The 14451-nt window shown below is 46.9% G+C and carries 9 protein-coding genes; 3 read left to right on the top strand and 6 right to left on the bottom strand.

Annotated features, from left to right (window positions below):
• Positions 1–118 precede the first annotated feature (118 nt).
• From OXN25_23360 to OXN25_23340, 5 genes are all read right to left on the bottom strand, one after another.
• Positions 119–1408, bottom strand: a complete 1290-nt coding sequence (locus OXN25_23360) for an anaerobic sulfatase maturase (protein MDE0427806.1) — start codon at positions 1406–1408, stop codon at positions 119–121.
• 346 nt (positions 1409–1754) lie between these two features.
• Positions 1755–4055 carry a tetratricopeptide repeat protein gene (locus OXN25_23355; protein ID MDE0427805.1) on the bottom strand — a complete coding sequence of 767 codons (2301 nt, stop codon included), beginning with the start codon at positions 4053–4055 and terminating at the stop codon, positions 1755–1757.
• A 91-nt stretch (positions 4056–4146) separates the two neighbouring features.
• Complete coding sequence (locus OXN25_23350; protein ID MDE0427804.1) at positions 4147–5343, bottom strand: amidohydrolase; 1197 nt, start codon at positions 5341–5343, stop codon at positions 4147–4149.
• A 237-nt stretch (positions 5344–5580) separates the two neighbouring features.
• Positions 5581–7125 (bottom strand): VWA domain-containing protein, encoded by a 1545-nt coding sequence (locus OXN25_23345; GenBank protein MDE0427803.1) that lies wholly within the window; start codon positions 7123–7125, stop codon positions 5581–5583.
• 17 nt (positions 7126–7142) lie between these two features.
• Entirely contained in the window at positions 7143–8096 is a 954-nt protein-coding gene (locus tag OXN25_23340; protein ID MDE0427802.1) for a 50S ribosome-binding GTPase, read from the bottom strand.
• Between the two features lie 252 nt (positions 8097–8348).
• Here OXN25_23340 and OXN25_23335 point away from each other — a divergent pair, with 252 nt between their 5' ends.
• From OXN25_23335 to OXN25_23325, 3 genes are all read left to right on the top strand, one after another.
• The gene (locus tag OXN25_23335; GenBank protein ID MDE0427801.1) at positions 8349–9842 is read left to right on the top strand and encodes a M28 family metallopeptidase; all 1494 of its coding nucleotides are present in this window, start codon (positions 8349–8351) and stop codon (positions 9840–9842) included.
• Between the two features lie 75 nt (positions 9843–9917).
• Complete coding sequence (locus OXN25_23330) at positions 9918–11258, top strand: trypsin-like peptidase domain-containing protein (GenBank protein ID MDE0427800.1); 1341 nt, start codon at positions 9918–9920, stop codon at positions 11256–11258.
• Positions 11259–11356: 98 nt separating this feature from the next.
• Positions 11357–13321, top strand: a complete 1965-nt coding sequence (locus OXN25_23325; protein MDE0427799.1) for a DEAD/DEAH box helicase — start codon at positions 11357–11359, stop codon at positions 13319–13321.
• A 76-nt stretch (positions 13322–13397) separates the two neighbouring features.
• Here OXN25_23325 and OXN25_23320 read toward each other — a convergent pair whose 3' ends face one another.
• Positions 13398–14450 (bottom strand): hypothetical protein, encoded by a 1053-nt coding sequence (locus tag OXN25_23320; protein ID MDE0427798.1) that lies wholly within the window; start codon positions 14448–14450, stop codon positions 13398–13400.
• Position 14451 lies beyond the last annotated feature (1 nt).

The raw sequence follows: 14451 nt of genomic DNA, 5'->3' as shown, positions 1-14451 counted from the left end.
CTTGCTTCGATAAAACCTGCGCACGACATCTTCTGTTGGCACATGATGCCCACCTGCGCTTACCCGATTTCGCACACGAGCAACACTTGTTTCAGCAGATTTGAGAAAAATAAAGGGGTTACTTCTTGTTTAGGCAGCACTGCTTATATTTTCGTCCACTTCCGCAGGGACACGGTGAGTTGCGCCCGACTTTCTGTGAAGTTGCGACGGGAATCGCGCGCGTCTTTTCCTGCTGACGCTGGCGAATGAGAGGCATAATACTATTCGCCGGTCGTCCCATCTGAAGGGCAGAAGCCATCATCTTCATCGGTTCGTCAATGTGATTGAAAAATTGTTTATAACCGGCACATAGATAGTTTAAGCCGTCCTCACCTGTAGGCGTTTTGATAAAACGGTTCTTTGGGCAGCCGCCATTGCAGACGAACTTCACTTCGCAGCTGCGACAGTATTCTGGGAGGGTGTCTCGTTTATCCGTGCCGAATTTGCGTTGGAAAGGTGAGTCCACCATCTCGGCGATGGTGCTATCTGCGATATTCCCGATATGATAGTCAGGCGTAACGAAATGGTCACAGGAGTAGAGGTCGCCGTTATGCTCAATTGCGAGTGCATCGCCGCAAGTTTCATTGAACACGCAGAGGCTGGGGTTATAGCCTAACCACGCTTCCAATGCAACATCGAAAATCTGGACGAAAATTTTTCCGATGTCGTTTACGACCCACTCATCGAAGATTGCACACAGGAATTTGCCGTACTGCCGCGCTGTGACGGAGCGCGGGGATACATTTTTCCCGCCGAAATGCTCGACGGCAGGAATAAACTGCATGAACTCTGCCCCGAGCTCTTTGAAATAGTTGTAGACCTCTTTGGGGTATTCAGCATTATGTTTGTTAACAACACACAGCACATTGTAATCAACCTTGTGCTTCTGTAAGATACGCAATCCTCGGATGACCTGTTCAGAGGAGGACCGCCCACGTTTATCATAGCGATATTTATCGTGAATTTCCGGTGGTCCGTCGATGCTTACGCCAATCAAGAATTTGTTTCGCTTGAAAAACTCTCCCCATTCGTCGTCAAGGAGCGTCGCGTTTGTCTGGAAGGAGTTCTGAATCTGCATGCCGGGTCGTCTGTATTTCTGCTGATACCTAACGGCTTTTCGGAAAAAATCCACCCCCATGAGTGTGGGTTCACCGCCCTGCCATGCGAACGTGACTTCGTTGACCTGTTGTGCTTCGATGTATTGCTTAACGTAGTCCTCCAAAATTGCGTCCGTCATGCGGAAAGAGCGTGTTTCAGGGTAGAGCTTTTCTTTGTCAAGATAGAAGCAGTACTCGCAATCAAGGTTGCATATCGGCCCGATCGGCTTTGTCATCACATGAAATACGCGCGGTGTATTGGGTTGAACCATTTGATTGTCCTCTCGACAATATTCGGTATTTTTTCGGATGCTCCAACTTGTTGGGACGTATCTGAGTGAAACACTCCCGAACAAGAATGTAATACGAGGAATGGAAATGTAATACATTGTCCCGCAAGTCCACACGCGACTTGCGCTATGGATTTAGTCTATCCGCAGACTAAATCCAGTCTATTCCCAGACTAAATCCGGGCTTCCTCTTTATGTTAAGTGTAGCACACTATAGACAAATCAACAAGAAAAAAATCGATAATCAGAATCATTACTTGTTTGGAGTAAGTGCGCAGCCCCGAACAAGTTCGAGCTTTCTTGCCCAGGTTACATAGTGCTACGATAATTACCTTTTCTGCTGCATCTTGTTAATCTTATCAAGTTGTTGGCGTGCTTGAACAATAATGACACTCTCAGGATAGTCCGTAATAAGCTTTGTGTAGATAGCAGTGGCGTTAGCCAAATCATCCTGCTGTCGATAAATTTCGGCGATATTTATGAGTGTTTTCGCGGCGATGGGGCTTTCGCGTGCAATGACCTGCTGATAGGCATTGATTGCTTCGGTATTTTTTCCCGATTCACGGTAGATATTGCCCATAAGAAACCAAATATCATCAATGATATTGGATTGGGGATAGAGTTCGAGTATTCCTTCACACTGCTGTAGCGAGGCTTCTGTTTTACCACTCAGGTGAAGCTGCAGAGCCGTTGCGTAATCTGTAAGCGGGATTTTGAGATAGTCCTGATGATTTTGAATAAGGACGATCTTCTCAAGCGCATCATTCGTGAGTCGGTCGGATTTTGATATCTGGATGACCTGATTGTACTCCTTGAGGGCTTGATCAAAGTCTACAGCAAAGAAATAGGAATCACCCATCAGTTTTCGAGCCGTCGCTTGGTAGCGGTTAATCCTATTGGCGATGGGTTCAAGCACTTCTCTGGCGAGTGTGTAGCGTTTAAGTAAAATATGGCATTCTCCTAAGCCTAACTGCGCTTCCGTCAATTGGCGAGTCACTAAACGTTGCGTAATTAAGGGTTGAAAGGTTATCTGAGCGGCTTTGGGTTCTCGGGTGCCGTGCAATTGCAACTGACCGAGTAGCAGCCTGTTCTGGATAGAGGCTTGGCGATTTTCGACGAGTTCCTTCAGGAGCGCGATAGCCTCTCCCCATTTTTCCATCTTTTGGTAGAGCAGCGCGAGTTTGGAATAGGCATTTCTGATGCGTGTCCTATTGCGGGAGCCATCTATGACTGCTTTGTAGAAATCCGCAGCTCGTGGGCTGGCGTTGCGTGCTAACACCTCGGCATATCTCTCCAAGGTCATGTCAATGTGAGTCGGATGATTTTGGTGGAGTTGCCTAAACGTTTCGAGTGCCTGCGTTGTTCTACCAGCGTGGAAAAAGAGTTCTCCGAGCGTCATAGTGACGTTCGGGTTCTCTGATTCGCGTAGATGCTGTTTCTGAAGTTGCGCGATAAGTTTGTCTTGCAATGCTTTATGATGTGCGCCTTCATAAATCTCAAACATTGCCTCCCAAATCGGTTCACGCTGACTCTCCGCGAGTCCAACGTGTTGCAAACCGTCAATATAAACCTTGGCGGCATCTTCATTTTGCCCCTGAATTTTGTATGCGGCTGCCAACTGTGTATAGAGGTAACTATTTTGAGGATTCAATCGGATAGCTTGACGATACGCTGCAATTGCCTCTCCATACATTTTATGAGAAAGATAGATTGCCCCAAGTCGTTGATGCTGATCTGTTTGGTTCGTCTCATTTGCTACTATTTTCTTCCATTCATTTACAGCTTGCGTGGTCTCACCGATCTTAGCGTAAAGATCACCTAATTTTCTGCGAAGGTTGGTATTGCTCGGATCCCTTTCAATCGCCTGACGATAGAGCTCGATTGCCCTCGGATGTTCCCCTTGCTGCTGGTATAGTTCCGCTAACTGTTCTAACAACATAAGATCGCCTGGGTAGCTTTGCAACCGCTTTTGAATAAGCTCTTCGGCTTCTGTGTAACGGGCATTGGCGATATACAACCGAATAAGACTATTTACTGCGCTTGTGCGATACGGAGAACCGGGAAAATTGTCGAGGAAGTACTTGTAACTCTCCATCGCTTCCTCGGTTTTACCCTCTGTCTGTTGGTATTGCCCAACGAGATAGGCGGCTGTCGCAGCGGCAGCCGTATTAGGATGCTGATCCAAAATCTGCTTGCATTGTAAAATCGCCTGTCGAAACTGATAACGTTGCCAAAAGAGGTTTCCTAAACGATGGACGGCTTGAGTAGCATAAGATCCATCGGGGTTTTCATCAACGATCTCTCTGAAGATTCGTTGTGCAGCCGGATCCTCTCCGACTTTACTGTAGCTTTGTCCGAGCATTAATCGGATAGAATCCTTCTGGCTCTGCCGAAGCGGTGTATAGGTATCACCACCCTTTGGAATCCCCTTTTCAAGGAGTTCTTCATACGCCTTGATTGCTTCGGCGTACCGTCTTTCGTGGAAATGGTCATGCGCGGCTTCAACGGGATCCAACATAGGAATTACTGTCGGGTTGTTTGGTGTGAACTCGATCTGTGCGAAAGCGTTGGGGGATATAATTGAAAGCGATAGTGTTAGAAGAAAAAGGAAACTGAGTAATCGTTGCATTGTGGGACCTATTTATTCTATTCTGTGACCTACATAGTAGACAGGGCTATTTAGCGAAGAGTCGGGATTCGGAAATCCCTTCTATAAATGTTTAATGCGTAATGAGATTTACAAGGAGTGCCATGCCGTAAATCATGCAGTTTTCGTCAATATCAAATTGTGGATGATGGCACATATTGACAATCCCTTTCTCTTCATTACCTGCACCTACCATTACGAAACACGCCGGGATCTTTTGTGAGTAGTAACTGAAATCCTCACCGCCTAATGCTGGAGACATTGGGAATATGAGGTTATCTTCACTGACTAACCCCTTCGCTGCCGATAAGACTGTATCAACGCAAGGTTCATGATTGTACGTCACTGGGTAGCCTTCGTGATAGTCGAATGTGTAAGATGCAGAGTGTGCGTTCGCCACTCCGGCGAGGAGTCGTTCCAATTGTCCTCGAATATTTTTCTGCACCGATGTTTGGAGCGTCCGCACCGTGCCGCCTATGAGTACTTTAGGCGGGATGACATTCAGCGCAGCACCGGCGAGTCCATTCTGAAGGTCGGCATCTCCGCCGTGCAATTGTGTGACACTGACGACCGCAGCGTCCAAGGGATTCACATTTCTGGCAATAATTGACTGTACGGCTGTCACGAACTGCGCACCAATCACAATTGGATCCACAGTGATATGTGGGAATGCGGCATGTCCACCGCTACCGGTGATCGTAATTTGGAAAGTGTCCGATTGTGCGAGCATCGGACCGACACAGGTGGCGTACTCCCCAACGGCAAAGAGCGGAAAGACGTGTATTCCATAAATTTCGTCTACATCCTCCAATGCGCCGTCTTTTATCATAGCAGGCGCGCCCCCTGGTGCTACTTCTTCGCTGGGTTGGAAGATAAACCTAACGTGTGTTTTCAGGTTATCTCGGAGGTGCGAAAGGATTCGCGCCGCACCGATGAGCATTGCAGTATGCGCGTCGTGTCCACATAGGTGCGCTTTACCATCAATCTTCGATTTATAAGGAACATCTGTGAGTTCCTGAATCGGGAGCGCGTCCATGTCTGCGCGGAGTGCGATACGTTTCGATGCGCCTGCTACTTCCAAATCCCCAACGACCCCTGTTCTACCGATACCGGTCTTGACAGGAATATCGAGTGCACGCAGTGCGTCCGCAGCAATACCGGCAGTGCGGTGTACATCAAACCCTAATTCAGGGTACTGATGGATGTCCCGTCGAATAGCAACGATGTCGTCAAAATGATAGCGACACTGTTCAAAGATTAGGTCTTTCATTTTTAATTCTTCCAATATGAATGCGATTTGTAGCGTAAACTTTATGAAGATTAATTTTTTAATTCGGTAATTTCTGAACGTGCGATAAATCGCACTACTACGAACCAGTCCGTTTGTAGTAGGGCAATTCATTGCCCGTCAATTACCGATTTATTTTTTTTAACTTCATTCAGTTTGCACACGCAGAGACACAATCTCAAAAAATTATGCTATAAAGATAGCAGCTTCGCACAAAAGTTAGAATGTCAATGTACGCCGCAAGATGCTTTGATGCCCGTGTTCATTTTCGAGACGATAGATGAAGGTATAAACCCCCGGCATTCTCTGAAATAGTTCGGTGTTAATATTAGGCGTCAATTCCACCTCGGTTGAGCCGTCATTTGGTATAATTTTCTCTTCTGTGATGGGTCCGTAAACCTTTTCTCCGAGAGGATTGAGTACCTTCCACGTTAAAGCAAGTTGTTTCGGACGCGGTGGGTTGTTGATGTAGACCGTAATCTTATCGTCAATCCGCTCGCTTTCAAGTTTAAGTGTCCCTAACTTGGAGAACAATTTAACAGTTAAGGTTAGCGGCGGAATATACTCAAGGTACCCGCGACCTGGGATGGCACGCCACGTTCCGCCTGTTGCCAATCCAATCTGTCGGATTGGCAGATAATCAAGTCCAATAACATCAACCCGAATCCGCTCATTTTGTAATGCCTCAATGACTTGATCCAAACTATATGCCGACCTACCGTCATAATCGGCATCATGGAAAGCAGCATCGCTCGCCAGCACAATGAAGCGTTGTGCCCCTTTTCGGAATTCCATCTCCTGCACTACGGTCATAATCGCATCCAGACCTGCCTCAGCAATGTCTCCGCCGCCATCAACGCCAATGTGGAAGAGCCAATTTTTGAAGGCGCCGAGATCGTCGGTGTGTCCAATTCTTCTTACGTTATCCGTGAATGTCACCAATCCGAAAGTCGCATCACGACCTTCACGCGCAAATGCGTCAAAAAGAAAATCGACATAAGCACGGATACCTCGGATATTGTCGCGCATGCTCTCGGTTTCATCAAGAACAAAAATGACATCAACTTTCTGCATTGTGGTTGCGTCAGCGAGTGTTCGGGCAACATCCTTCATCATCTGAACAAAAACACCACCAACACTGCCACTAGCGGAGCTGCCACCACCCCAAGAATTGCTCATGGCTGTGGCTTGGAGTGCGTCCCCACGACGACTCCCATAGTGAATCTTCGGGGCATTGATCGTTGGCGAATTGCTGTTTAAGGTGTCATTCGTGCCTAAAGCAATAGGTTTTGTTTCGCCTTGTGGTGCGACATACTCCGTTTCTGATGTAGGTGTCACAACTACCGTGTGATTGGAAGCATTCACTGCTATAGGGTTCCCAACTACCGGATTGGACTGCAACAAATCGTTCCCGGCGGATTCCTGCGATCGGGTTAATCCCTCTTGTTTACGTGTTTCGGGTTTCGGAAGGTCTGCTGCGTCTCGATTTACAGTTTGCCAAGATGCATTTAAACCGGCTTTAGGTTTCGGTGGCGGTGGCGGTTTGGTTTCTTCTTCCACCACAACAAGGACAGCAGGTTCAACAACAGGCGGTTTGGGTGGCAGAGGCGGTCGTTCAATGTGAGTTATCAAAGCCTCTATCTTTCCATGGAATGGCAGGGTTGGGACTTGCTCAGGAACCGTCCACCATATTACCAGCAGGAGTAGAAAGTGGATACAGAGCGAATATATTAGATATAGGGGTGTTCTGCTTCGTTTTCTCATTATATCCACCGACATAACTACAAATGAAATTCGACGACATCTCCATCGTAAACGACATCATTGCGACTGACAGATTGTCCATCGTGCCATTCGGGTCCCCATATCCGTGCGAACTTAAATTCAGCAAAATCTTTGTGTAAATTGCGCGCGGCATCAAGGACAGTTGCCCCTGTAGGGAGAACAATGGGTTCATCGTGTTCTATCGGTTTCCCGGGTGCCTTCGGATAGACGCGTAAGATGTTTAATTCCGTATAGATTTCTTGAAATAAGGCATCTTTGCCTTCGTCAGTTTCAGCAGAAATCGGACAAATCCGATATACGTCTCCATAAAATTCTTTGAGAATATCAAGCCTCTCCTCCGCGCCAGAAGCGTCAAGTTGATTAGCAACAATAAGGGTTCCGTTCTCTGGTATCTCACGGTCTGCCTCATCAAGGAGTGCTACCACGACATCAAGATCGTCTAAGAGATTGTCGCTTGCAAGACTGATAACAGGCAAAGGGAGATCGGCATTACGGGTGAGCGTCAATACTGTTGGCAAGACAAAATCTGGCGTAATCGAAGGGGTATCAATGATCTGGAATTGTATGTTTTCATAGGGCAGCATTCCGACCGTCGGCATTGTCGTTGTGTAGGGTGTCGGCGAAACTTCTGTTTTAGCGTTTGTCCAGTTCGCGAGCATTTGCGATTTACCACCATTTGGAGGTCCAAGGAGAACGACCTGTCCCGCGCCTTGCTTAGGAATATGCTCACTGTAGTTTCTCTTACCAGTTGCTTTGCCACCTGCTGCGGTTGGTCCTTTTTTGATTTTCGCGATACGGTGGCGTATGTCAGAAACAACCTTTTCGGAGCCTTTGTGTTTAGGGATGATGCGCAACATCTCCTCTAACAAACTGAGTCGCTCTTCATCTGTTTTGGCGGCTTCATGCTGGTGTTTGAGTTTATAGTAGGTTGGGGGTAGATTCGCTGGCATTTTCGTCTATCTCCATCGCCATAGGGGTTGGCTTAGCACACCTCGGTTTCACAGGAGTAAAACGTTATCTCTGTTTACAATCGCAATAAATTCTGTTAAAATAAAAGAAACTGTTAAATAGGGTACAAGATTCTTATTCTTATGTCAAGTCAATTAAGAGATTACTGGCGAACGCGAGTAAGCAGATACGCCATTTTTCTTGTTTTTTTTTCTATCCCCATTTTCACTACAATAGCAGCGGACGATCCCCTTTTGTCCCGCGGTGATGAACTACTCACCCTGGTGCAATCTGAGCAACTTGAAGCGCGGGTGACAGCACTGCAGGAGAACATTGGTCGTTCAGGGGCACTCCGAACACGCAGCACACACCACCGTGAAGCGACGGATAACGTAGTGCGTTACATTACCAATGCGTTTCGCCGCTCACCACGCATAGAGGTCACAGAACAGGTTTTTGGTGGCGTTAAAAATATAGTGGCTGTCCTACCTCGGCATCCACTTTCGTCCAGTAACCGCATCTTTATCATCTGTGCGCATTACGATACGCAGGCGGTGCGCGAGCCGAATTGGAACCCATTAGCCTCTACTGCACCCGGTGCGAACGACAACGGTACAGGCGTTGCAGCGATGTTGGAGATTGCACACCTCTTAAGCCGATATGAATACGATCACGAGATAAGATTCGTCGCGTTAGGCGGTGAGGAACTCGGCTTTCTTGGCAGCCGTCATTATGTTCAAGAGGCAGCTGCTATAGATCAAAGCACTGGAGCAGATACCGACCGTCAACGTGAAAACATTGTCGGTGTTTTTAACTTAGACATGCTGGGTTTCAATTGGAAAAGCGATCTCGTTGAAATTATCACCAATAACGATTCAGCATGGATAGGGCGCGCCCTTACAATCGCAAATGCGTGGTACGACATTGGCTTGAAGATTCGTCGCACCCAAGATGAATTCGTTGATATTTCTTCCCATAAACCTTTCTGGGATAGCGGTTACAATGCGGTTACTTTAACTGAGAGCTCCACACCGTGGCGAGATTCACAGAATTACGATGCCAATCCCTTTTATCATACATCTGCTGATACTGCTGATAAAGTGAACTTCAATTTAGTGAGAAAGGTGGCACAACTCGTGCTTGTTACAATGGATAGCCTTCTCACGGATACGTTTCATCCGGCGCGGCAGCCGCCACAGATAACGCTACGACTGCCACCAACGACCCAAGAGAGTGAATTAGAGGTTACGGGGACATTTCATTCAGGTTTTCCGATTGACATTGTTATCCATCCGAGTCGCGCGGAAGCATCACTTAACCGAGAAACGCAAACCTATACGGCTACAGTGCCACTGCAACCGGGGGTGAACGTTCTTCAAGCCATAGCACGTTATCCACTTGGCGCGGTTTCAGTTTCAGAATCCGTTATTTTAACGCAAGCCTTTTCGTGGAAAACGGTCATTGTGTTTCCGAATCCGGCGTATTCAGACGGTTTAACCGAATTTCGCGTCGAAGCCAACGCGGCTATAACAGACCTGCGGGTGGTGATTTATGATTCAGGTGGCAATCTGATAAAGCGGATTGAAGGGGTTTCTGCCCGGTTAGATCCGCGGGTATGGCGAACGTGGTGGAACCAGCAGACCTCTTACGGATTAGCCGTGTCTCCGGGAATTTATATGTGCCATATCTCGGCTACGTCCAAAGGTGAGACCTATACCTATCTGGAGAAATTGGCGATTCTGAGGTAGTGAAACGCTTGACAAATTCCGAGAAACTGTGCTAAAATACGCTATAGAGAGATAAAGATAGGACAGGAGAATGCCATGAAAAAAAATATCAGTGTCTATTCTCATTTGATAATTTTCCTTGTTAGCGTGAGTGTCATCATCTCTTCTTGTAGTAGCACCACACAGCCTACAAATGTTGAACTCCTCAGTTCAATCGAAAATGCGTTCGTAAGTATTGCCAAACAAAGCAAACCTGCTATTGTCGGTGTGAGTGTCGAACGCTGGAGCGAAGGAAACCGGTTTCAACAAGAAGGTTCCGGATTTATTTTTCGCAAAGACGGTTATATTCTGACGAATTACCATGTCGTGAGGGATGCGGCAGTCATTCACGTCCAATTGCTGGACGGGAACCCATTTGAAGCCAAATTAACGGGGACGGATCCTAACACCGATATTGCTGTTTTAAAAATTGATGCAAAAGAAGAACTTCCAATCCTTCAATTAGCAGATTCTGAGCAGGTGCAAGTTGGTCAGTTCGCTATTGCTATCGGAAACCCATTCCGGCTCAACCATACAGTGACGACCGGTATTGTAAGTGGGAAAGAACGTATTATTCTGCCGGAGCGCGGTCTTATTCGGTACCAAGATTTTATTCAAACAGATGCTTGGATCAATACGGGAAACAGTGGGGGGCCATTACTGAATATCCACGGCGAAGTTATTGGGATCAATGCGTTAATACGACGCCCCGACGATACGCCCGCGACGAACGCCGTTAGAGCAGGTGCGGGCTTTGCTATTCCCAGCAACCTTGTGGAAAAGATTGGAACGCAGTTGATTGCAAACGGAAGAATCATTCGCGGTTTTCTCGGCATTCGCATGCAACCCGCAACACAAGGGATTCGGGTTATGAGCGTTCTAAGAGATATGCCTGCACATCTCGGTGGATTACAGAGAAACGACATTATTGTTGGGTACAATGGGAAGAAAGTTGACGATATCAACGAATTCAAAATGTGGATTGCTGATTCGCAAGTCGGTAAGAGTTCACAGGTTACCGTCCTCCGAGAGGGACATGAGCGGATATTCACCGTAACAATAGCAGAAATGCCTGCCTTACAAGCGGGCAGACCTTTTGAAAACAACTCCGTGGCGTGGCGCCGCCTCGGTCTAACAGTCCGAAAGCTGGAAAAGGGTGATTTCGAGAGATATACTTATTTAACCGAAGAGGATCGCGGTGTTATTGTTGACAGGGTTCAGGTAAATAGCCCAATTCCACAAGGGTCTCTCATCGTTAAGGTCAATGGTGAAAACGTTAGGAGTGCCCAGGATTTTGATGCCCTTCTCCAGAAAGTAGGTGTTGATCTTGAACAGGTTATCCTTGAGATTAAAAATAGTTACGGTACAGATAAGGTAACAATGACCCTCAGCGATTAAATGGAGTCCTCGGATCGCCCGAGACACAATTTAATTTTTTGTTGTTCTCTCACCAGAAACTGATTCGCGCAGCGGTAATATCCAATAAGAGATAGGCCATGACAACATCAAGCCCCCTTACTCTCAGAAAAATCTTTAGTCCGGGCGGACTCATCTCAGAACACCTGGACGGGTATGAGTTCCGCCAAGAACAATTACAAATGGCACACGAGGTGGCTCGGGCGTTCATAGACGCTGAACACCTAATTGTTGAAGCCGGGACAGGTGTAGGTAAGAGTTTTGCTTATCTGATACCGGCGATCTCTCTTGCGCTTAAAGCGGAGCAGAAAGTCGTTATTTCAACGAATACTATCAGTCTGCAAGAACAGTTGGTCACAAAAGATATTCCATTTTTGCGGCGGATACTCCCCCGCGATTTTAATGTGGTGCTTGCCAAGGGACGGCGTAATTATCTCTCGCGAAGACGACTTAAAAACTTACGCAATTATGAACGGGGTTTGTTTGATACATTGGAAGAAGTCGAAGAAGTTGCAGAAATTGAGGAATGGGTGAATTGGACGGTAGATGGCAGCACAGCAGATCTACCGTGGCAACCAAACTCTCAAGTTTGGGATAAAGTTGCATCCGACAGAGACAACTGCCTCGGGCGGCAGTGTGAGACCTACAATACCTGTTTCTATTTTAATGTTCGAAGAGAGATGCAGGATGCAGACTTACTGATTGTGAATCACCACCTCCTCTTTAGCGATCTCGCGATTCGTAAAGAGAGCACAGAAGCACTGGGTGTCTTACCTGAATACGACTACCTCATTATCGATGAAGCCCACCATTTAGAAGCGACAGCGACTAACCATGGGAGCGTTAATTTTAGTAACACCCGCGTTAAGTGGCTCCTCGACTCGCTTTCCAGTGTGGCAAAACTCTTCGAGTCAAAACAATTGACGACTCAAGTCGAGGAAGCACGTGAGCAAGCCAACACTCTTTTTCAGACAATTATTGATGCCCTTCACGAAGTTGATGATCAAGGTTACGGTACTTCCCTCACACAGCGTATCCATGAAAGCAACTTCGTCAGAAATTCCCTTGACACACCACTCACAGACCTTGAACGGACATTGAAAGATCTTCAGAACAGTGCTTCCACAGAGGATGAGGAACAAGAAATCACGGCGCATCACAGTTACTGTCAACGGCTCCGCGACGAATTAGATATGATAATCCGACAGGACGATCCAAACTATGTCTATTGGGCTGAAATATCGATGCGTGGCCGAACACCACGGGTTCTCTTGAATGCCACCCCCGCGAATGTAAAGCAGATATTAGAGGACCATCTTTTCAGCATAAAAAATAGTGTTGTAATGACGAGTGCTACGCTCTCCACAAACCGCAATTTTGCTTACTTTAAAAATCGAATAGGAATCAATGAATGTCGTGAACTACTTGTGCACTCACCGTTTGATTTCAAAAAGCAGGTTCAGATTCATATCCCGCGGTACATGCCGGATCCAAATAGTAGTGAATTTGTACCGATAGTAACCCAGAAAATCAAACACTATCTGGAACTGACGCACGGTAAAGCATTCGTTCTATTTACAAGTTACAAAATGATGGATGAAGTATACGATGCGGTCGCTCCCGATCTTGAAGAGATTGGGATTACCGGCTTCAAACAAGGCAGGGAACTCTCACGGACCGATATGCTTCAAGCGTTTCGTGAGGATACGGATTCGGTGCTGTTCGGAACATCAAGTTTCTGGGAAGGGGTTGATGTCCGCGGTGAGGCACTCAGTAATGTCATCATTACAAGACTTCCGTTTGAGGTGCCGACGCATCCAGTAATGGAGGCACGCGTGAAACAGATTAAGGAGAGCGGTGGAAACGAATTTTTTGAATTTAGCTTACCGGAAGCGATATTACGCCTAAAACAGGGATTTGGACGACTCATCCGGACGCAAACAGACACAGGGATTGTCGTTATTCTTGATCCACGAATTAAGACGCGGTACTATGGAAAGCAGTTTTTGGACTCGCTGCCAAACTGCGAAATTGTTGAAAAATAAAAGATGCCCACAGCACAAGGGACCGCGGGCATCTTAAAATGTGTAGATAACACGTAGCACAACTTATCTCAGCGATTTAATAACGCCTCGGGGATGGCTGCGCAGTGCGAATACCTCTATCATGCATGAAAGGGAATTCAAATTCTATCGTTTGATAACGCTGTGCCCCTCCCGGCGGCGGTGCCTTTTCGATGGGTAGGATAACCTTTAAATCAGTAGCATTCAACTTTATTTGGGTGAACGGCACGAAACCTTCAGCACTTTCACCCGGTTGGACACCTGTTCGGCGCGTTCCCACCTGTTTCTCAACGATAGGCATCCGTTTCTCCATTAAGATCCGTCGTGCTATTTCAAGACCATTTTTTACATAGAGGCCTGTCGCGCGCGCCATGTATGTGAAACGCTCCTCTAAGTCGTCATAATTCATCCCGCTATAGACGTTCTCACCCTGGTCAACAATCGTGCATTTTTTCACATCAAAGATGATGTGTTGTTCTCGATTGTTAGTAATCTTGACGTAAAACACATCAGTTTTGTCGCTTTGGGAAAGAGCCTCCGTTTCATAAAAAGGCGAGAAAGCGTTGCCACGGTTGTATTTCCGGTCGAGATCCGTCCGCCGCCAATATGCGATAGAAACGGTAATACCATCCCGTGTTTTCGTCAGGATGGGTTGTCTGGACTGTACTTCAAACAGGTCGGGTTTATCAGACATCATGACGATGTCAACAACCTTCCTATCTTCACCGGTTCCGGTTTCGATTTGGACTTGGGTTTCTGTCCATTCGTTGAGGAAGCTGCTCCACTGGTCGTTGGCGTGTGCGTATTCGTCAAATGCGAAAATATAGGTTATCGCTTCCATATTGGCATTGCGTGCTTTTCCAACACGGAATCCGACTGTATCCATACCGTACTTGTTCAACACAGGTTTAGCGAGGTCCTCCGAGGGAACAGCAGGAACGACTATCTCTTCGTCCGGCTTTGCGGCTTGTTCCGCCATGGCATCCGCTATGTTATGGACGGGTTGAATGGGTGACAAGCTGCTCAGTGCTGTTCCACAACCTGCGACGCTAAATGCGAGAGCAAATAGCAAGAGGAGATTGAGTACTGTGAATTTATTCATCCATTTCATT

It is taken from the genome of Candidatus Poribacteria bacterium, assembly GCA_028820845.1.
Classification (GTDB): domain Bacteria; phylum Poribacteria; class WGA-4E; order WGA-4E; family WGA-3G; genus WGA-3G.
This window is presented reverse-complemented; position numbering and strand designations above follow the sequence as displayed.